Origin of the sequence: Leptotrichia sp. oral taxon 847, assembly GCF_001553645.1 — a bacterium.
GTDB lineage: Bacteria > Fusobacteriota > Fusobacteriia > Fusobacteriales > Leptotrichiaceae > Leptotrichia.
This window is the reverse complement of the sequence record NZ_CP014231.1, coordinates 476934-498696: the sequence shown is the minus strand read 5'-3', so window position 1 is coordinate 498696 and position 21763 is coordinate 476934. Positions and strand designations below refer to the sequence as shown.

The 21763-nt window shown below is 31.9% G+C and carries 12 protein-coding genes and 1 other RNA gene; all 13 read left to right on the top strand.

What is annotated here, in order from left to right:
• Positions 1-251 precede the first annotated feature (251 nt).
• The 13 genes from AXF11_RS02060 to AXF11_RS02000 all read left to right on the top strand — a co-directional run bounded on the left by AXF11_RS02060 (position 252) and on the right by AXF11_RS02000 (position 21760).
• Entirely contained in the window at positions 252-1955 is a 1704-nt protein-coding gene (locus tag AXF11_RS02060) for an ABC-ATPase domain-containing protein (protein WP_068154481.1), read from the top strand.
• Positions 1956-2184: 229 nt separating this feature from the next.
• Complete coding sequence (locus AXF11_RS02055) at positions 2185-2979, top strand: ABC transporter ATP-binding protein (RefSeq protein WP_068154479.1); 795 nt, start codon at positions 2185-2187, stop codon at positions 2977-2979.
• 139 nt (positions 2980-3118) lie between these two features.
• Positions 3119-3574 (top strand): FxLYD domain-containing protein, encoded by a 456-nt coding sequence (locus tag AXF11_RS02050; protein WP_068154477.1) that lies wholly within the window; start codon positions 3119-3121, stop codon positions 3572-3574.
• Between the two features lie 186 nt (positions 3575-3760).
• Complete coding sequence (gene ilvC, locus AXF11_RS02045) at positions 3761-4771, top strand: ketol-acid reductoisomerase (RefSeq protein WP_068154475.1); 1011 nt, start codon at positions 3761-3763, stop codon at positions 4769-4771.
• A gap of 194 nt (positions 4772-4965) precedes the next feature.
• Positions 4966-5308: RNase P RNA component class A (gene rnpB, locus AXF11_RS02040), an RNA gene on the top strand.
• 80 nt (positions 5309-5388) lie between these two features.
• On the top strand, positions 5389-6240 hold the full coding sequence (locus tag AXF11_RS02035; RefSeq protein ID WP_335338994.1) for an NAD(+)/NADH kinase: 852 nt from the start codon (positions 5389-5391) through the stop codon (positions 6238-6240).
• Positions 6241-6263: 23 nt separating this feature from the next.
• Positions 6264-7928, top strand: a complete 1665-nt coding sequence (gene recN, locus AXF11_RS02030; RefSeq protein WP_068158146.1) for a DNA repair protein RecN — start codon at positions 6264-6266, stop codon at positions 7926-7928.
• A 20-nt stretch (positions 7929-7948) separates the two neighbouring features.
• A complete protein-coding gene (locus AXF11_RS02025; RefSeq protein ID WP_068154471.1) occupies positions 7949-8443 on the top strand; it encodes a tyrosine-type recombinase/integrase in 495 nt (164 codons plus the stop codon).
• Between the two features lie 3 nt (positions 8444-8446).
• Positions 8447-8869 (top strand): phospholipid phosphatase, encoded by a 423-nt coding sequence (locus AXF11_RS02020; RefSeq protein ID WP_068154468.1) that lies wholly within the window; start codon positions 8447-8449, stop codon positions 8867-8869.
• Positions 8870-8972: 103 nt separating this feature from the next.
• Positions 8973-9422, top strand: coding sequence for a CopY/TcrY family copper transport repressor (locus AXF11_RS02015; RefSeq protein ID WP_068154466.1), 450 nt, complete (start codon positions 8973-8975; stop codon positions 9420-9422).
• A gap of 39 nt (positions 9423-9461) precedes the next feature.
• Positions 9462-11741 (top strand): heavy metal translocating P-type ATPase, encoded by a 2280-nt coding sequence (locus tag AXF11_RS02010; RefSeq protein ID WP_068154464.1) that lies wholly within the window; start codon positions 9462-9464, stop codon positions 11739-11741.
• 492 nt (positions 11742-12233) lie between these two features.
• Positions 12234-19097: an autotransporter-associated N-terminal domain-containing protein gene (locus AXF11_RS02005; RefSeq protein WP_068154462.1), complete on the top strand. Its 6864-nt coding sequence runs from the start codon at positions 12234-12236 to the stop codon at positions 19095-19097.
• Positions 19098-19294: 197 nt separating this feature from the next.
• Positions 19295-21760 carry an ATP-dependent DNA helicase gene (locus AXF11_RS02000; protein ID WP_068154460.1) on the top strand — a complete coding sequence of 822 codons (2466 nt, stop codon included), beginning with the start codon at positions 19295-19297 and terminating at the stop codon, positions 21758-21760.
• Positions 21761-21763: the final 3 nt, after the last annotated feature.

Genomic DNA, 21763 nt, shown 5'->3' with positions numbered 1-21763 from the left:
AAATCCAAGTTTGAGAGCAATTGAATTTCTAAAAATGAATATGTAAATAAAAGTAGAAGTTTAAAGTTTAAAAAATTTTATGAAATGGTTAATAAATTGATAAAAAATATTTTATCAAAAGAGAAAAGGAACTTTTACAATGAAATGTATAAATTTTTTTTATAAATGAAGCAGAAGAAATCGATAAAAAGGTGAATTTTAGTGGACAAACCTTTTTACATTTTGATAAATGGAAAGAGAGATTGTAAAAGATGAAAAATTATAAAGAATTAGAAAAAATATTATTTTCAATGGATGGGAAAAGTTATTCGGCGTATAAGTCGCTTAAAGGAGAATATAAATTTGAAAAGTATATTTTTGCGATTGATCACGTGCAGTCAGATCCCTATGCTCCGCCTTCAAAAATGAGGGTTATAATGGATAGGAAAATTTGTGGGATTCCTTGTGAGCTGACAGATACGAAGGATAAGAATATCGCAGTTTCTGATTTTCTTACGAGAAATTTTTACAGGGAAATTCAGAAAAGTGGGAATGACAGTACAGGAATTGGAGGCAGTGGAAGAATTTTTATTGACAGATGCGGACAGGAAATCTTGGAAAGAACTTCAGTTCTCATAAAGGGAGATAAAGTTGAAGTGAGGTTTGAAATGGGGATGCCTGCCAGAGGCAGACGGATAATGGGAAAAGCTGCACAGAAAATTATTTTTGAGCAGCTCCCTAAAATTGTAGAAAAATCCATTATTTATGATAATTTGAATAAAAAAGCGTTAAATGAGCAGGTAATTCTAGTGCTGGATCAGGAATATGCAAGAAAAATGTTGAAGGAAAAAGGACTTGTTGCGTTTGTGGCTAATGGTTCTGTGCTTCCTCGGGAAAGTGGAGTTTCGGATAAGCCTATGAAAAATGCAGTTAAGTTTAAAAGTCCAGAAAAATTTGAGGTTACGTTAAAACTTCCGAGCGGGAAAGAAGTAAGTGGAATGGGGATTCCAAAAGGAATTACGCTAATTGTAGGTGGAGGTTATCACGGTAAATCCACGTTGCTTGCAGCACTTGAAAGAGGGGTTTATAATCACATTGCTCAAGATGGGCGTGAATTTATAATTTCTGAATCGGATGCGGTAAAAATACGTGCGGAAGATGGAAGAAATGTGGAAAAGGTGAATATAAGCGGATTTATAAATAACTTGCCACAAAATAAGGATACAAGGGCTTTTTCGACTGAAAATGCGAGCGGAAGCACATCGCAGGCGGCAAATGTGGCAGAAGCGCTGGAATACGGGACTTCTTTGCTTCTAATAGATGAGGACACTTCAGCTACAAATTTTATGATTCGTGACGCAAGAATGCAAAAACTTGTGGCAAAGGAAAAAGAGCCGATAACACCGTTTATTGACAGGGTAAAGGAACTTTATGACAATTTTGGAGTTTCTACTATATTGATTGTTGGTGGCTCTGGAGATTATTTTGATGTGGCAAATCACGTTATAATGATGGATGAATATGTGCCAAAAGATGTGACAGAAAAAGCAAAAGAGATTGCAAAATTGGATGAAAACAAGAGAGAATTTTCTTCAAATGATAAATTTAAAGGAGTTACACAGCGTATTCCACTTAAAAAAAGTTTTTCACAATCTGGAAAACTGGATAAAACAAAAGCTAAAGGGAAATACAGTATTTTGTATGGAAAGGAATTAATCGACATTTCGGGGCTGGAGCAGCTTGTGGATGATAGCCAGACAAACTGCATTGCTGTAATGATTGACTATTTTAAAAATAAAGTGTTGGATGAAAAACTGACACTTTCACAAGCGGCTGACAGGATTTATGAAAGAATTGAAAAGGATGGGCTTGATTCGATTTCTTCGTACACAGGGCATCCAGGAAATTTGGCATTGCCTAGAAAGCAGGAATTTTGTGCGGCGGTGAATAGGTACAGAAAGCTTAGGATAAAATAATTTCCATTAAATTCGAGAACAATAATAAGTTTTGAGGATGGTTTAGTTTTGTCAATTAAAGGAAGAAATTTTTCAATATTATTTTTGGACTCAAAATTAGAAAACAACAAAATGATTATCTGAAATTAGAAAAAGCAAGGGGAGTGAAATCAAAAGCAAAATAAAAAATAGAAGAAAGGAGAACGTGGTATTTATATAATTATTCATATATTTATCATACATAGTTTTTATGAAAAAAACTGGTGAAATTTTACATTATGAAAACGTAACTTTCAGACGAGAAGGAAGAGAAATTTTAAAGGGTGTCGACTGGCACATAAATAAAGGAGAAAACTGGGTTTTATTAGGGCTAAATGGTTCTGGGAAATCCACTCTTTTGGGAATGATTCCAGCTTATATTTTTCCAACTTCTGGAGAAGTGAGAGTTTTTGGGCATAAATTTGGCAATTATTCTTGGAAAAAAATAAAAAATCGAGTTGGATTTGTGAGTTCCACATTAAATAATTTTTCAAGCACATTAAATGCAGAAAAGCTGGAAGATGTCGTAATTTCAGGAAAATTTAATTCAATAGGGATTTATGACGAAGTTGTGGATGAAGATAAGGAAAAAGCCAATAAGATTATTAATGATTTTAGAATTTCATATATAAAAAATAATCGTTTTGGGACTTTGTCGCAGGGAGAACAGCGTCGAACATTACTTGCAAGAGCGTTTATGAATGAGCCTGATTTGCTTATACTGGACGAGCCTTGTTCAGGGCTTGATGTAACTTCAAGGGAGTATTTTTTGAAGGTACTTGAGGAAAATTCCCAAAATGATAATGCGATACCGTTTATTTATGTAACTCATCAGATTGAAGAAATTATGCCATCGGTAACACATGTAGCACTTCTTTATGATGGAAAAATTTTAGCAAAAGGGCTAAAAAAAGATATTTTGACAGAGGAACTTCTTTCGCAGATGTTTGATTTGAAAGTAAAAATTGTTTGGGAAAATGAAAGACCTTGGTTGATTGTGAAATAAAATTTTTTAAGTAAAAAATATTTATAAAAAAATGGAAATATATAATTTTAGTGTTAGAATACATAAGATATGCTGGAATTGCAGTAAAACAAATTTAAAATACTGTGAGCATAAAAAATATTGAAAGGATTTGAAAAATATGAAAAAAATAATAATGATGATGGGAACAGCATTTGTACTTTCTTCGTGTGGAGTTGTCGGAGCGGCAGGAAGTATTGCTGGTGGAACGATTAAGGCAGCTGGAACTGTTACAGGAGCGGTAATTAAAACAGCCGGGAATATTGTAGGCGGAATAATTGGCGGAAATGATGGAGAAATTAATGCAAAAGGCACTAAGTATAAATTTTCTAAAGCAAAAGTTGAAAACGATGGAAATACGACGATTGTAACAGGAGTTTTGACAAATAGTGGAAGCAGAAAGGAAAATGTTACTATTGAAATTCCTTGCTTTGATAAAAAGGGAGAAAAAGTTGGAGATGCTGTGGACAGTGTTGACTCTATTGATAAAAATAAAAAATGGGAGTTTAGGGCAGTTTTGAATTCAGGAGATGTTAAAGCGTGCAAAGTGAAAGACGCCAGTGTAAATACACAATAAAAGCTTTGAATAAAAAATTTTAAAATATATTAAATTTGAGATAAAATTTTAGGTTTGTTATTTTACAAAAAAATTAAATAAATTTAAAAATATATAAAATATATCATTATATTAAAAAAAAATATTTGAAAATATTTTTAAAAAGTGTATAATGTATGTATAAAAAAATTTAGGAGGAAAATAAAAATGGCAGGAAATATTTTAGGAACAACAGTTTATTATGATGCTGATTGTGATTTAAGTAAATTAGAAGGTAAGAAAATTACAGTTTTAGGGTATGGTTCACAAGGGCATGCTCACTCACTAAACTTAAAAGAAGGTGGATTTGACGTAACTGTTGGACTTAGAAAAGGTTCTAAATCTTGGTCAGCTGCCGAAGAAGCAGGATTTACAGTAAAAGAAACAGCAGACGCTGTAAAAGGTGCTGACATCGTTATGATTTTAATTCCAGATGAATTACAGGCAGAAGTTTATGCAAAAGATATTGCACCAAATTTGAAAAAAGGAGCATACATAGCATTTGGACACGGATTTAACATTCATTTTAAAAAAATAGTTCCAAGAGATGATATAAGTGTATTTATGGTAGCTCCTAAAGGACCTGGACACTTAGTAAGAAGAACTTTCCAAGAAGGAAGCGGAGTACCTTGTCTAGTAGCAGTAGAAAAAGATCCAGCAGGAGATGCTATGGAAGTAGCTAAAGCTTGGGCCTCAGCAATTGGTGGAGGAAGAAGTGGAATTCTTGAAACTACATTTAAACAAGAAACAGAAACTGACTTATTTGGAGAACAAGTAGTATTGTGTGGTGGAGTTGTAGAACTTATGAAAGTTGGATTTGAAGTATTAACAGAAGCTGGATATGACCCAGTAAACGCTTACTTTGAATGTATTCACGAAATGAAACTTATCGTAGACTTAATTTACGAAGGTGGATTTGCTACAATGAGAAATTCAATTTCAAATACAGCAGAATACGGAGATTATTTAACTGGACCAAAAATTATTACAAAAGAAACAAAGAAAGCTATGAAAGACATTTTGAAAGATATTCAATCAGGAAAATTTGCTAACGATTTCTTAGCTGACTACAAAGCTGGACAACCATTCTTAAAAGAAAAAAGACAAGAGTTTGCAAATCATGGTGTAGAAAAAGTTGGAGCTGAATTAAGACAGCTTATGCCTTGGATTAAAAAGTAAAATTGCTTTAAAACCTTTAAAAATAAACATTTGAAGTAATTTATAAAATGGCAAAATCAGTAAAATATCAGTAAATCACAAAACACTCTAAAAATTAGAGTGTTTTATTTTTATATTTTTTATAAAAAAATCATTTTAAAGTGGTAAATTTATTGACAAAAAGTGATAAAAAATGATAAAATAATTGCATATTGATGGTTTCGGAGTTAATCGCTTGAAAAATTTTTTTAAGAGGAAAGTCTGGACTTCACAGGGGAAGGAGACAGTTAACGGCTGTTAAGAGAAATCTTAAGGAAAGTGCCACAGAAAAAAAACCGCCTGTTTAGGTAAGGGTGAAAAGGTAGTGTAAGAGACTACCAGTAATTTAAGCAATTAAATTAGCTTGGTAAACCCCTCCTGAAGCAAGAATAAGTAGGAAAGTGATAAAAGGTTCCCCGCCTTTACTTTGAAGGGTAATTCGCTAAAGTTAATAAGTGATTATTAATTTAGATAAATGATTGACTAATACAGAATCCGGCTTATACCGAGACCTAATTTTAGAAATAGTTTATAAAATAACTACTCAAAGGAAATATAGTAAAAAATAGCTATGTCTTTGGGTTATTTTTTTAGTTTTTATGGAAAATAAATTTTTGGGAAAAAATAGGCGGATGATTATGGAAAAAAAAGAAAATTTAGTAAAAAAAGTAAAAATTGTAAAAAGTGAATATGCGAATGAAGAGTTGCTTAAAAATTTTTACAATTATTTAAAAGAAAGTAAAATATTGGAAGTGGAAGATGTGAAAAAAGCGGATTTGTTAATTTCACTAGGCGGAGACGGGACGATGTTAAAAGCTGCAAAAGAAGCAATTATATCAGATATTCCAATTCTTGCAATAAATCTTGGCTCGCTTGGGTATTTAGTTGAAATAAATCCAGAAAATGCGGTTGAGATGCTAAAAAATTATATAAAAAATGTAAATTATAAGATAGAAAATCGTTCACTTATGGAAGTAAAATACAATGGTAATACATTTTATGCGCTAAATGAGCTTGTGATAACAAAAGGTGGCCATGAAGCTCACTTAATTCAGGTGGAAGTTTTCTCAAATGGGATTTTTGTGAATAAATATAGGGCGGATGGAATTATAGTTGCAACGCCAACTGGTTCAACGGCTTATTCTCTGTCAGCTGGAGGTTCAATTGTCCATCCAAATTTAAATGCCTTGACAATAACGCCATTATCTCCACAAAGTTTAACCGCTAGGCCAATTGTTATAAATGGGTGTGAAACATTGAGCTTTAAGGCAGTTTCAAGAGAAGCCGAAGTTCATTTGAACATAGATGGGAATTTGTGGTTTGGAATTAAGCCGGAAGATGAGCTTTTGGCTACCCTATCAAATAAAAAAATAAAAATAATTAAACCTATAAACAGCGATTATTTTGGTATTTTGAGAGAAAAATTAAGATGGGGAGATTTTGTTTTATAAATTTAGCAAATGAAAGGAAAAGGATGTTAAGAGAGTTAAGATTAAACAATTTAGCGATAATCAAAAATTTGAATTTGGAGTTTAGTAAAAATTTTATTGCGTTAACTGGGGAAACTGGTGCAGGAAAATCCATTATTTTGGATGGAATATCGCTTTTGATAGGTGAGAGAAGCCATTTAGAAATGATTAGAAACGGTGAAGACAGTCTTTTTGCTGAAGGAATTTTTGAAATTACCGATAGACAAAAAGAAAGATTAAACGAACTTGGTTTTGAAATAAACGATAATGAAATTATTGTAACAAGAACTTTTGATAAAAATTCAAAATCTAAAATTACAGTAAATGGGACAAGATTTACATTATCAAAATTGAAAGAGATGATGGAAAATATTATAGACTTAGTTGGTCAACATGAGCATCAATCACTTTTAAACAACGAGTTTCATTTAAATTTGCTGGATAGATTCTTGGATGATGCAGGAAAAAATTTGTTAAAAGAAGTCAAAAAAAATGTGGATGAAATAAAAAAAGTAAATTTAAAAATTGAAAAAATTGAAGAACAAAAGGCAAAACTTTTAGAAAAAAAGGATATTTTGGAATTTCAGTTTAATGAAATAAATGATTTGGATTTAAAATTAAATGAAGATAATGAGCTGGAAGAGGAGTACAAAATTTTGTTCAACTCAGGAAAAATTAGTGAAAAACTGGAAGAGTCTTCGCAGTGGTTAAAAGAAGGCGAGTTTTCGATTTTATCGGCTCTTGGAAAAGTTAGAAAAAATTTGGAGCAGCTGTCGGATTTGTCAGAAATTTATGGAGAGTTGTCAGAAAAAGTGGAATCCATCGTCTATGAAGTCGAAGAAGTTTCGTATTCCATTGATAATTTTATTGGAGATGTGGAAGAAGTGAATGACACGAAGCTTGAAAAAGTTGTGAAAAGAATTGATAAAATTAATAAATTAAAATTGAAATATGGGGCGACAATTGAAGAAATCCTAGAATACAAAAATAAAATTTTAAATGATTTAAATTTTTTAAACTTTGAGAATGATGAGCTTGAAAATCTAAAGAATGAGAAAAAAGAACTTATTAAAAAATATTTTGAAAATAGTGAAAAGTTGAGCAAAATACGAATGGATATTGCCTATGCGCTTCAAAATACGATTGATATTCAACTTTGTGATTTAAATATGGAAAGTGCAAAATTTCAAGTAGCAATTCAAAAAAATGATGAAATTACGGCAAATGGAATAAATAAAGTGGAATTTTTGATTAAGACAAATGTCGGAGAAAATTTTAAGCCGCTTGTAAAAATTGCGTCTGGCGGAGAAGTTTCTCGGATAATGTTGGCGCTAAAAACGGTATTTTCAGAAGTTGATAATATTTCGGTACTTATTTTTGACGAAATTGATACTGGGATTTCTGGCGAAACGGTGAGAAAAGTGGCGCAAAAATTAAAGGAGCTTTCAAAAAATACACAGATTATCTGTGTTACACATTCTCCACAAATTGCAGGCTCTGCAAGTCAGCAATTTTTGATAAAAAAAGAAATTGAAAATGGTTTTACAGAAACTAAAGTGCGTGAACTTGATGAAAATGAAAGAATCCGTGAAATAGCGAGAATAATTTCAGGAGACAATATAACAGAAGCGTCAATTAATCACGCAAAAGAAATAATGGAAATACAATAAAAAAAGATGGATGATTAAAAATGAAAAAAAATTTGGAAAACGAGAAAAAATTAGAAAGTAATAAAAACTTTATAATTGAGAAAAATTTGAAAATTAAAAGAAAAAATGACGAGGTGATAAAGGAATTTTTAAATTTTTTGGAGTTTGAAAAGGGGGATTCACATAGCACATTAATAGGTTATAAACGGGATTTAAAACAATTTTTTTCTTATTTAAAAAAAAGTTTTGATGAAATTTTGGAAGAGGAGATATTTGATTTTATACAATATATTTCAAAAAAATTAAAAGAAAGTTCAGTTTTACGAAAAGTGTCAGTGATAAAATCATTTTATAAATTTTGTTACTTAAATAATTTTACTCAAAATGATCCGACTGGAACGATTAAACTTTTAAAAAAGGAGGAAAAATTTTCAGAAACATTTGAAAATTCAAATATGACAACTGAAATTTATACTCACATAAAAAAATCTAAATTAAAAAAAATTTACAACAATATAAAGTTGGGAGATGATTAAAAAATGAATATAAAAAAAGAATTAAATAAAAATAAAAATGAAAAATCTAGAATTTTAATGATGTCAATCATAGCGTATTTTGCGGTTTTCGTGTTAAAAAAAATTGATGTTGTTTCAAATTATCTAGGAATTGTACTTATGATTTTATTGTATGTATATGCAAATTATAATCTTATAAATATATTTTTTATAAGCAAAAGAACGACATTTAAAATATATATATTTTTATTTTTAGAAGTAATTTATTTCTTCACAGGAGCATTTTCGCTTGTAAGTATAATTGTATATCTTATATTGTTATGGGCTTTGGATTACTCAATTATAAAAGACGAAGGGCGTGAAGAAACTCCTAGAATAAATAGCTTTTTTCAAATTTATGTAGTGTTTAAAGTAGTTTTTATACTTACAATGATATTTTTTATGTAAAAAAATAAATATTTTTTACTTGACAAAAAACGATTACTGTTGTAAACTATTTATATAGGTTACAAATGTAGTCGTTTTATTTTTTTTTAAAGGTGGGATTTTTATGGAAGAAAAGTGTCATATAACTGATTCAGAATGGGAAATAATGAGGGTTGTGTGGGCAAATAATGAAGTTACAAGCAATTTTGTCTTTGAAGTACTCGGAGAAAAGATGAACTGGAAGCGGACGACGGTTAAAACATTGCTTAATAGGCTTTTAGAGAGAAAAATTTTAAAAAAGCGGGAAATTGGAAATAAATATCTTTATTCCACGGAATACACGGAAAAGGAAGTCGCAAAAATTTATATTTTGGGAACTTTTAAAAAGATTTGCAATACAAAAGTTGGAAAAATGATAGCTTGTGTGATTGAAAATAGTGAGCTTAGTTTTGATGACTTGGAAATTATTTCAGAAGCAATTGAAAAAAAAAGAAAAACAGCGGTTTCAAAAGTTTTGTGTAAATGTCTGAAAGGGCAATGTAATTGCGAAAAAAATGGACATTTGCATATTTAGAAAATTTTTAAAAATTTTTAAAATAAAGGAGATGGAAAAATGGAAAATTCAGAAAAAACAAAAAAAGTTTACACAGTCACTGGGATGAATTGTGCGGCGTGTGCTTTGACAGTTGAAAAAGCGGTAAATAAATGCGATGGACTTGACGCAACTGTAAATTTGGCTACTGAAAAAATGACTGTGAACTTTGATGAAAATAAATATAATTTTGCAAAAATTAGAGAAATAGTTGAAAAGAGCGGATATGGGCTTATAGAAAATGTTTCGGAAGAAGAAAAAGTTAAGATGTATCAGGATAAAATAAAAGAAATGAAGAAAAAATTGATTCTTGCGATTATTTTTTCTGTACCGCTACTTTACATTTCGATGGGACATCATATGATGGGAGCGCCAGTTCCAAGATTTTTAAATCACAAGGAACATCCGCTAAATTTTGCATTGGCACAACTGGTATTTGTTATACCAATTATGTATGCGGGAAGAGATTTTTTCATACACGGAATAAAAAATATTTTTAGAAAATCTCCAAATATGGATTCACTTATTGCAATGGGTTCAGGGGCAGCTTTAGTTTATAGTTTAATTTCAACAGCTACAGCGATATTAGATCCAAAAAATGCACATCATTACGCAATGGACTTGCACTATGAGTCAGCTGGAATCATAATAACTTTAATTTCGTTAGGAAAATTATTGGAAGCTAGAACAAAAGGGCAAACTTCGTCAGCAATAAAAAAACTGATTGGATTGCAGCCAAAAAAAGCGAAAATTATTGAAAATGGTGTAGAAAAAGAAGTTATGATAGAAAATCTGAGTGTTGGAGATATTGTTGTTGTAAAGCCGGGGGAAAAAATAGCGGTTGATGGAATTATAACAGAAGGAACTACATCAGTTGATGAGTCGATGTTGACTGGAGAGAGTTTGCCGGTTACAAAAAATGTGGGGGATAAAGTTATCGGTGGAAGTATAAATAAAAATGGGAGCATTAAATTTGAAGCGACAGAAATTGGGAAGAATACGATGTTGTCACAAATAATAAAATTGGTGGAAGAAGCTCAAGGATCAAAAGCGCCAATTTCAAGAATGGCTGATACTGTAGCTGGATATTTTGTTCCGATAGTTATGGGAATTGCACTAGTTACTGGACTTGCGTGGTACATTTTTGGCGCTGGATTAGTTACATCACTTTCGTTTTTTATCTCGGTTTTAGTAATTGCCTGTCCATGTGCATTGGGACTTGCAACACCTACATCTATAATGGTTGGAACTGGAAAAGGAGCGGAGAACGGAATACTTATTAAAAGTGGAGAAGCTCTGGAAACAACTCATAAAATAAAAACAGTCGTATTTGATAAAACTGGGACAATTACTGAAGGAAAACCTGTTTTGACGGATTTTGTCGCTTTTAGTAAAAATTATTCGGAAAAAGAGTTACAAAAAATTGCGGCTAGTGTGGAAAAAAAATCAGAACATCCGTTGGCACAAGCTGTGGTAAATGGAATTTTGGAAAAAAATGAGTTTTTGGAAAATGAATTTTTTGATTGCGAAAGTTTTCGTGCAATGCCGGGATATGGGATTAGAGTGAAAGTGAAAATTGATGGAGAAGTTAAAGAAGTGCAAATTGGGAATAAAAAATTGATGGATAACAGAAAAATTGATACAGAAATTGCACAGAAAGATTACAATGAGTTTTCTGGCGAAGGGAAGACACCGATGTATATGTCAATTGAAAAAGAACTTGTGGCACTTGTGGCAGTTGCCGATGTGATTAAAAAAACAAGTGCTGATGCAATTTGTGAACTTCATAAAATGGGAATAAAGACAATAATGCTCACAGGGGACAATGAAAAAACGGCAAAGTTTATTGCAAAACAAGCTGGGATAGACGAAGTGATTTCAGATGTGCTGCCACACCAAAAGGCTTCTAAAATTAAGGAGTTACAGGAAAATGGTGAGTTTGTAGCAATGGTGGGAGATGGAATAAATGATTCTCCAGCATTAGCTCAGGCAAATGTTGGAATTGCGATAGGAAGTGGAACGGATGTTGCGATAGAGTCAGCGGATATTGTGCTTATCAAAAATGATTTAAAAGATGTGGTAAGTGCAATGAAACTAAGTAAAGCTACGATTACAAATATAAAGCAGAATTTGTTCTGGGCCTTTTTCTACAATGTAATAGGAATTCCAATTGCCACAGGAATCTTTTACGCTTTATTTAACGGACCTAAATTAGACCCAATGATTGCGGCTTTTGCGATGTCATTTAGCTCGGTTTCAGTTTTGGCAAATGCACTAAGATTAAAATTTTTGAAATTATAAAAAATGTTAGTAAAAATCACAAAATTTGATAAAAACCTTTGAATAGTATATATTTAAAGGTTTTTTTTGAAAATAAACTTATTTTAAAAATTTTCAAAAGCATAAATGTGTAAATATCTATAGTAAATTTTAAAATAAAATTTTATTAAAGAAGATTTTTAAAAATGATATTGAAGTATTGAAATATTGAAAAAATTTTTTTTATTAAAAAAATAAAAAACTTTTTTACTTTATCCTTATAAATGTTGAGCTTGTTTTTGTTTTACCTTTACAAATAAATAAAAAATTGGTCATTATTAAAAAGTTTTTGAAAAATCTTAAAAAAATACTTGCTTTTTTTTTTTTTTTTGTTACAATATTAACGTCAGATGAGACAAAAACAAATTAAATTGAAGAAACTGAAAAATCTATTAACCACTCACTCACTCATTTTAAACTATTCCTGATAGTTTTTTTGGATTTTTTAATTTTAGGAAAGAAGAGGTAAAAGTTATGACAAATGATTTGAGAATTCTAAAAAAAGAATTGAAATCTTTTGCAAAAAGAGTTAAAGATTTTAAGTACACTGATTCGGCGCTTATCACTTTTTTACTTACAGGACTAATAATGCTTAGCGGTCTTTCACTTAATCTTTACTCAGACGAAATTAAGGCGCAGCAGGAAGCAATAAACACGTCAATAACGCAGATTAGAAAGGACTTTAAACGGGCAAGACAGGAAAATAACAAGCTTTTGAGAAACACAAACTTAGAACTAATTCAACTAATGGAGCAAGGAGACCAAGTGGTAAAATCACCTTGGAGCAGCTGGCAGTTCGGAATGAATTATGTGTATAACGACTGGCAGGGAACTTATAAAGGTCGTGGAGATAAAACACCTAACGTAAAATACAAAAGAAATTCAGAAGATAAATTTGGAACTTACACAGGTGGAAAATATGGGAATACAACTTTAAATAAAAAGGTTATCGAACCAATTTCAGCGGTACCAGTGGATGCGGCGGTTAAGCCTAAAAATATTCAAAAAACAGCTTTAAATATTAATTTGCCAACAATTGGAGCACCTAGTACGCCTAATTTGAATATTAGTGTTAAAGCACCTGAAGAAATAAGAGATATAAGTATAAATGCACCAAATAAAAATATTAATCCAGTAAACCCAGATGCAAATCCATTTTCAGATTTTGCATGGGGATGGATGAGTTCGAATGTAGCTACACCTAATACAAATGCATCAAGTAGTCCCACTCATTCAATGGGAGATAATATTGATATTTCAGGGGGAACATTCTGGTCTGGAGTAAATACTGATGGAACAATAGCAAATGTAGCAGGATATAAAAATGCTACGCAAGATACAACCATATGGAATGCAACAGGCTTACCTGCAAATATGACTTATGATAGAAGGCACCAAAGTATAATTAATTCATGGAATGGTAGATGGACAGGCTTACATGGGAATCACATCACAGGAGGAAAATTTTATGTAGCTGGTGGAAATATACTCTCTGGCTCTGGAGCCACTGCAGAAGGAACGGAAGTATTTCACTTAGTATCAGATGTTGAGATTGAAAATGTAACAGCTAATTTATATGGTAGAGCTGCCTTTATAAATGCAGAAGCATTTAGAGGTGGACAAACAAAAATGCATAATGTAACTATAAATGTTTTAAAAGATTGGAACACAATTTTTAATATAAAAGGTGCTGAACCAGGACAAGATGCTGCTGGATATCCGGGAGGACAATTTTCAACTCTTTTTGGAGGAAATGCTGATATTACTATTAATACAGAAAAGAATACTGTATATGCAGTAAAAAATTACGCAGGTGGATTAAGAATAGAAAATACAGGAGATATAGCCTTCAACGGAGCATCTAATATAGGTTTTTCTTTCTTAACTTGGGTTCCAGATAAATCAAAATATATAGCCTCACAATTTCCAAATTATATTAATGGTGGGAATGCTGGAGAAGGAAGCTTAGATAAATATATCCCTTATGTAAAACTTGATCCAAATAAGCCAATGAAATTATATGGAGATGAAAATGTTGGTATATTTTTTAATAAAAAAAGTGATCTTGCTCATAATGTAGGAATACACCAAGGATATTTTGAATTATACTTTGATATAGGAAGCCAATTAAATTCTTCAGGTTTAATGGCGCAAGATGCTAAAGGGCAAATAAATAAAACTGGATATACAGCTAAAACAGTGGATGGGAATGTTGGAGTTTATGCTATTTCTGGACAAAGAACGGGAGTAGATGTTTCAAGTTTAAGTAATTTAAATTTCTTTTCATCAGATCCTATTCATGATTTAAATTTTGGGAAATTCAAAATAACTTTTGGAAAATATTCTAAGAATGGATTTATGTTTTTGGCTAAAAATGGAACAGTTATTGATATACAAAGTACGACAGGTCAAACAGAATTTTCAGATAGTATAAATGGAGGAAATATTGATCAGGCAAAAACAGGTAAAGGAAACATAATGGTGTATGCTGAAGGTAAATGGACAGCAGGAGGAACTGGATTGACAGGAACTGGGTTAGAAGATAAACCAACAGAAGTAAAAGTAAATCAAAAGTTGAAAATGGTTAGTGATGAAGGAGTAGCTTTTATGGCTAAAGATGGAGGAAAAGTTACTGTTACTAAAGATACTATAGCATATGGTTATGGATCTACAATTGGATATGCTGATGGAGGAACTGTAGAAATAACTGGTGATATAACAGCAAAAGATGAAATATTAAATCCTGCAACAAATAGAAAAGATGATAGATATACAAATATTGGACTTTTTGCAACTAACAAAGGTACAGCGACTTTAACTAAAAGTGCAGAGATATATGGAATAGGTGGTTTAGCTAAAGGTGAATCCAGTGTTGTTAATCTAAATGGAGACGATAATAAGATATCAGCTGGAAAAGAAACGGGTTTGGCAGCATTAGATGGAGGAATTGTTAATTTTAAAAAAGGGAAAATAACAGTAAAAGAATATGAACCAGGTTCTCATAAAAATGCTACTCCATTTTATGCAGAAGGAAAAGATACAAATAATGTTATTAGTAAAATAAAATTTAATGATGATACAACTATTGATATGTATAATGGTGTATTAATAACTGGAGAAGATACAGATTATGATTCAACACTAGGTAGTACGACCGCAAAATATCAAGGACTAAATAAAGTTACAGTAAATATTTTTGGGAATAAAGATGTAACATTAGGTTCTTTTAAAGGTAAAACTTTAGATTGGAACAGCAGTACAGACAGTACAACAAGCACATCAAGTTTCTTTCAGGCCTTGCCAGGAATTAGTAAATTTGCAGCAATTAATAATACTCCTGGTTCAAGTTACAGAATAATTTTGACAAGTAAGATTGGTGGAAGCGATGGAATTTTAAATGTTAATGCTCCAACAGTAACATTAGATAATGTATCTGATGAGTACAATAATTTGAGTATGGCTGATGAAATGGTAAAAATTAGCAATGGAACAGCTGTAACTGGAAATATAGGAACCGGAAGTTTAGTTGGGACAGGAAAAGCACAAGGATTATCAATGGGTTCTTTAAAAAATGAAACAACAAATACACGTTCAGGTTTCGAAAATGAAGGGACTGTAAATGTTACAGGAGGAACAACTGCAAATGGTATTGCAGGAATGAATGTAAGTTATGGAACAATTAAAAATGGAACATCTAAAGGTTCAACTGCAACAGTAACAATTGATAATGGTGCAGGAATTTATGGAACTAATGGAAGTAAACTGGAAAATTTTGGAACGATTAATGTAACAGGTTCTGGAGCCGGAATAGCAGCAAGAGGAACAGATAAAAATACAAAACAATATTATGGTACTGATGATGCTAACTTTACGTATACTCCATATACAATAAATATAGAAAATCATGGTGCAATTAATGTTGCAGGAAATAATCCAGTTGGAATTTATGCTGAAAATAATACACAAGCTGGAAGAGATAAGGTAATTGTAAAAAATGACAGTCAATTAACTGTTGGAAATAACGGTGTAGGAATAGCTGTACTTTCAAGTCCAATAGAAACAGGACAGAAACAGGGAACACCTCCTGTATCAGTAGCAGGAGTAAATCATGGTGCAGGTTCAGATCAAGGTGGAACAATTACGGTAACTGCATCTGGAGCTGGTTCTGATATTATAACTGGTGTAAATGGTAAAGGTATTTATGCGGAAGATTCTGATATTAATTTAACTGGCGGAGATTATGTAATTGAAACTAAGGAAAAAGGTATAGGAATATTTGCTTCTGGAGATACGAATGTAAATGGAACCCTTGAATATAAATACAATGGAAGTACGACAGGAACTGGAATGGGAATTGTTTATGATCAGGATGGACAGCCAATCAAGACAAATAAAGCGAATGTAAAACTTAATAATGCCACTAATACTACTGGTGGAATGATAGGGTTATATACAACAGCAGGAACTGGTAATACATTTATTAATCAGGGGGATATAACTGGAACATCGTCAGCGCTTGAGTTTGGGATTGTTTCAAATGGAGCAGATGTGATTAATGATACTGGGCATAAAATAGAACTTGGAAATGCAGCAGCACAGGCAAATGCCAATGTTGGAATTTATTCTAAAGCTAAAAACAAAACAGTCAATAAAGGATCTATTACTGTTGGAGATAATGCAATAGGAATTTATGGATATGATGTTGACAATGAAAATGGTGCCTTGATAAAAGCTGGAGATAATGGTGTTGCAATCTATACTCAAGGAAATGGAACAGTTAACTTAAATTCAGGATCTACAATTACAGTAGGTAAAAATCAAGCAGTAGGTGTTTATGCAGTTGGTTCTGGACAAAATATTAATGCAAATGCAGGTTCTAGTATGACTATTGGAGATAATTCATTTGGAATTGTAAATGTTGGATCAGGAAATACTGTGACATCTAACACAACAAACCCAGTAACATTAGGAACTGATGCAGTTTATGTTTACCAAAATGATAATACAGGTCATGTATTCAACTATACACCATTAACATCAACTGGAGACAGAAACTACGGATTATACGGAAACGGAACAATAGAAAATCGTGGAGACATTAACTTTTCAACTGGTAATGGAAACGTAGGTGTCTATTCAACAGGTGGAACTGCAACTAACTTTGCAAATATTAAAGTAGGGGCTTCTAATACAGCGGCTAAAGAATATGGTGTAGGTATGGCGACTGGATATTATGACGACACTCCAGGTTCACCAACATATGGTCAAACTTCTAACCAAGGAACTGTAATAAATAGAGGAACTATTGAAGTAAGCAAACCAAATACAATGGGAATGTATGCAGTTGGTTCAGGTTCTAAGGCAATAAACTACGGAAATATTAATCTTTCAGGAAATAACACAATTGGAATGTACATTGACAGAGGAGCAACAGGAGAAAACTGGGGAACTATTCAAACAACAGCAGGAGGTCTTACAGCAGTAAAAGGAATCTACCTTGCAAATGGAAGCTACATTAAAAACTACGGAACAATAAACATAGCAGCTTCAGATATGAAGAGTGCAGGAATATGGTCTGACACGCAATCGCAAGCAAATGCCGAAGAAAATGCAAGTGGAGTAAATCCAGTAACAGGAATAAGTCAGACAGGAACATCAACTCCAGCAATGAGAGTTGTTACAGCAGATGACATGAAGGAAATGGGAGGAGTAACAATAAAGGTTCCGCCTAGAGCGACACCGGTAACAGTAACTGATGCACACGGAAACGTAATACCGATAGTAAAAGTTGACACAGACACTCCAACACCAACCCCAGTGTCAGTAACAGTAACATCGCCATCAGGAATAACAACGTTAAACTTGGCAGCAAACAATATGCAAAACTTTGCATCATCTTCAGAAGCGACAAGCCTTGGAATGTATGTGGATACATCAGGAGTAAATTACACAAATCCAATACAGGGACTTAGTAATTTAGTTGGACTTCAAGATATAAACTTGTATTTTGGACCGGAAGCTTCGAGATACACTACATCTAAAGCGATAGAAATAGGGGATAATATTTTAAAACCTTACAATGACGCGTTAAGAGGACTGGTAACAGCAGGAACAACATTGTATGTAACTTCACCGAGTCTAACTTGGATGGCACAGCCAACAAAAAATGCTGCAACAGGACTATTAGACAAAGTATACTTAGTAAAAGTTCCGTATACAGCGTTTGCAAAAGATGGAGATGACCAGACATACAACTTCCTTGCAGGACTGGAACAAAGATATGGAGTACAAGGATTAGGAACTAAGGAAAAATTGATATTTGACAAGATAAGCAGTTTAACTGGAGGAGAAGGACACATACTGGCTCAGGCGATTGATGAAATGAAAGGACACCAGTATTCAAATATCCAGCAAAGAACAAAAGAAACAGGAGATATTTTGAGCAATGAGTTCAACTATTTGCAGACTGAATGGGAAAACCCAACAAAAGATAACAACAAGATAAAAGCGTTTGGTCATAGAGGAGAATACAAGACAGATACAGCGGGAGTAATTGATTATTCAAACAACGCTTACGGAGTAGCCTATGTTCATGAAAATGAAACTGTTAAATTGGGAAATAGCTCAGGATGGTATGCAGGAGCTGTAACAAATAGATTTAAATTTAAGGATCTGGGAAAATCAAGAGAAGACCAGACAATGATAAAAGCGGGAATCTTTAAGAAAATGTCTCCGGCTTCTGACCACAATGGCTCATTACAGTGGACAATTTCAGGGGAAGCGTTTGCAGGAATAAATCATATGAAACGAAGATACTGGATAGTAGATGACACTTTTGAAGCAAAATCAGACTATGGAACATATGGAGTGGCACTAAAGAATGAAGTTGGAAAAGACTTTAGAACAAGTGAGAGAACAAGTATAAGACCATATGGAGCATTAAACTTGGAATATGGAAGATACACAGGAATAAAGGAAGACGGACCAATGGCACTAGAAGTAAGAGGAAATGACTACATTTCAGTACAGCCGGAAGCAGGAGTATCATTTAATTATAGACAGCCAGTGGGAGTAAGAAGCAGCATAAGAGCAAGTTTAGTAGCAGCATATACAAATGAGCTTGGAAAAGTGAACGATGTAAAAAACAAAGCGAAATTAAGAGGAACAGATGCAGAATACTATGAACTAAGAGGAGACAAGGAAAATCATAAGGGAAGCGGAAAGTTTGATTTAAATTTAGGCTTTGAAAACACAAGATTTGGAGTAACAGTAAATGCAGGCTATGATACAAAAGGAGAAAATATAAGAGGAGGTATAGGATTTAGAGCAATTTATTAAAAAAAGATAGATTAATTTCTATTTTGTAAAAAAGGTTTAAATTATTAGTCATAATTATAAAACAAAAGAATAACTCTTTATAGATTTAAAAAATCTATATTAGAGTTATTTTTTTATTTAAAATTTTTTAAAAAATTTCATTTAATTTATTGAAAAAAAGCTTTATATATAGTAAAATCTTTAGTATAGGAGGAAAAATGGAAATTTCAGAATTTATTGATGTGAGAGCGATTAAAATATTGAGGCAAAAAGTAAAAAAACTAGATGGAGAAGATATAATTTTTCGTGGAATACCTGATGAAAATGGAATTATTACTGATGTTGAAATTATTGTCGCAGATGAAGTTGATTCTTTTGCATCTGTGTTAAAAAAAATGAAAAAAAATGAAGTCATAGTAAGAGTATATCCTAAAGAATTAGTTCCATCCGACGCCGATGTTAAAATTGCGCAAATTTATGGGGAAGCTGGTGGGGCATTTTACATAGTTAATCTTAATATTAGTGAGATAAATGTAATTGTTCCCTTGAAAAAATTTGAAAAAATAAATATAGATGAATTTTTTAGTGAAAAGGGCGTGATTGAAAAAAATATTTCAAATTTTGAGCTGCGTCAGGAGCAGTATGAAATGGCAAAGTGCATTGAAAAAAGTATGAATGAAAACATAAAATTAATAGTCGAAGCAGGAACGGGAACGGGAAAAACAATAGCTTACTTGCTTCCAACATTGCTGTATGCACTAAAAAATGGTTTAAAAGTGATAGTTTCGACAAACACGATTAATTTGCAGGAACAGCTTTTGAGTAAAGACATTCCTTTGATAAAAAAAATTGTGAGAGTTGATTTTAATTATCAGATTGTAAAAGGACGTGGGAATTATCTTTGCAAAAGGAAATTATATAACATTGATATTTCTGAAATTGAAAATGATCCAATAGAGGTAAAAACTGAGAAAAAAATAATAAGAAATTTGAGAGATTGGGATAAAAATATAGCTAAAAATGGCGATAAAGGCGAATTAAAATATGAAGTTTCAAATAAAATATGGGAAAAAGTGAATAGCGAAGTTGATATGTGCAAAGGCTCAAAGTGTCCATATTACTCAAAATGTTATTTTTTCGCAGCTAGAAAAAATGTCTCAGATGCGACGCTTCTGGTTGTAAATCACCATATGTTCTTTGCAGATTTAGCGATACGAAATCAATCGGGTTTTTATACAAATTATTCGATTTTGCCAAATTATGATATAGTTGTTTTCGATGAAGCGCACAACGTTGAAGATACAGCTAGAAATTATTTTACAGTAGAAACTTCAAAAATTGCTTTTGGTAGACTTATAGGGCAGATTTTTAACAGAAAATCGACTGGAGTGAATAATGCAGGAGTGCTTCCAAGACTTTCGTCATATTTGAATGAGAATTTGGATGCGAGTGAATATGAAAAAATTGACGAATTAAAAGAAGATGTCGTGTCAGAATTGAACAGTTTTTACGACAAGGGAATGGAAATTTTAAATGCTCTTATTAAATTTTTTTTACGTGGAAAAGATCAGAGCGAAGTTAAAGCTAAAATTGATAGAGAAAGTCTAGCTTTCGACAAGGATTTTAAAAAAATAATAAAAATGAATATGAGTTTTAAGGAAAAAAATGGAAATTTGAATTTAAAAATAAATAAATTTTTAAATGTCGTAAATAAATATAAATTGGAGGATAAAGAGGGATATATATTTGAGTTTACAAGATATTTTGAAAGATTGAAACTATTTTTTAGAAAATTTGAATTTATTTTTGAGGGAGAAGAGGAAGGTTATGTTTACTGGGTTGGAATTACAACAAAACGTTCAAATATTAAATTGTATGCGACGCCATTTGATATATCAAAAGAATTAAACGAAAATTTGATTTCAAAACTCGATAGAATGATATTTACTTCGGCTACTCTTGCCGTTGACAATAAATTTGATTATTACAAAAAAAATATTGGATTAAAAAATGAAAAAAATAAAAAAATTGGTGAAAAAATAATAAAATCTCCGTTTAATTATGAAAAACAAATGAAAGTTTTTATTCCCGCTGATACGCTTGATCCGTCAAATTTGGAATTTATGAATGACGTACAGGAATTTGTTATAAAAAGTATAAAAGCGACAAAAGGGCACTGTTTTTTGCTATTCACATCTTACAGTGCATTAAATTATTTATACAGTAAATTAAAAAAAATTTTTTCAGAAAAGGATTATACTTTGATTAAACAAAATGATTATCCTAGACATGAGATGATAACGCTTTTTAAAAATTCAAAAAACCCCATATTATTTGGAACGGATAGTTTCTGGGAAGGGGTGGATGTGCAAGGGGAGCAATTAAAAATGGTAATTATAACAAAATTACCTTTTAGGGTTCCAAGCGATCCAGTTACCGAAGCTATAATCGAAAATATCAAAAATAACGGGCAAAATCCATTTGTAGAATATCAAGTTCCTCAAGCTGTGATTAAATTTAAACAAGGTATTGGAAGGCTTATAAGGAGCAAAAACGATACTGGAAATATAATAATTTTAGACAATAGAGTAATAAAAAAAATGTACGGAAGAAAATTTTTAACAGTTTTACCTAAAAATATTATTATAAAAGATAGAGATGAAATGATAAAATTAATGAAATAATTG

What these genes read in the sequence shown, in the direction of transcription:
- AXF11_RS02015 (WP_068154466.1), top strand. Translation starts at nt 8,973, where the DNA reads ATGGAAGAAAAGTGTCATATAACTGATTCAGAATGGGAAATAATGAGG.
- AXF11_RS02035 (WP_335338994.1), top strand. Translation starts at nt 5,389, where the DNA reads ATGGAAAATAAATTTTTGGGAAAAAATAGGCGGATGATTATGGAAAAA.
- recN (WP_068158146.1), top strand. Translation starts at nt 6,264, where the DNA reads ATGTTAAGAGAGTTAAGATTAAACAATTTAGCGATAATCAAAAATTTG.
- AXF11_RS02000 (WP_068154460.1), top strand. Translation starts at nt 19,295, where the DNA reads ATGGAAATTTCAGAATTTATTGATGTGAGAGCGATTAAAATATTGAGG.
- AXF11_RS02060 (WP_068154481.1), top strand. Translation starts at nt 252, where the DNA reads ATGAAAAATTATAAAGAATTAGAAAAAATATTATTTTCAATGGATGGG.
- AXF11_RS02020 (WP_068154468.1), top strand. Translation starts at nt 8,447, where the DNA reads ATGAATATAAAAAAAGAATTAAATAAAAATAAAAATGAAAAATCTAGA.
- ilvC (WP_068154475.1), top strand. Translation starts at nt 3,761, where the DNA reads ATGGCAGGAAATATTTTAGGAACAACAGTTTATTATGATGCTGATTGT.
- AXF11_RS02055 (WP_068154479.1), top strand. Translation starts at nt 2,185, where the DNA reads ATGAAAAAAACTGGTGAAATTTTACATTATGAAAACGTAACTTTCAGA.
- AXF11_RS02005 (WP_068154462.1), top strand. Translation starts at nt 12,234, where the DNA reads ATGACAAATGATTTGAGAATTCTAAAAAAAGAATTGAAATCTTTTGCA.
- AXF11_RS02025 (WP_068154471.1), top strand. Translation starts at nt 7,949, where the DNA reads ATGAAAAAAAATTTGGAAAACGAGAAAAAATTAGAAAGTAATAAAAAC.
- AXF11_RS02050 (WP_068154477.1), top strand. Translation starts at nt 3,119, where the DNA reads ATGAAAAAAATAATAATGATGATGGGAACAGCATTTGTACTTTCTTCG.
- AXF11_RS02010 (WP_068154464.1), top strand. Translation starts at nt 9,462, where the DNA reads ATGGAAAATTCAGAAAAAACAAAAAAAGTTTACACAGTCACTGGGATG.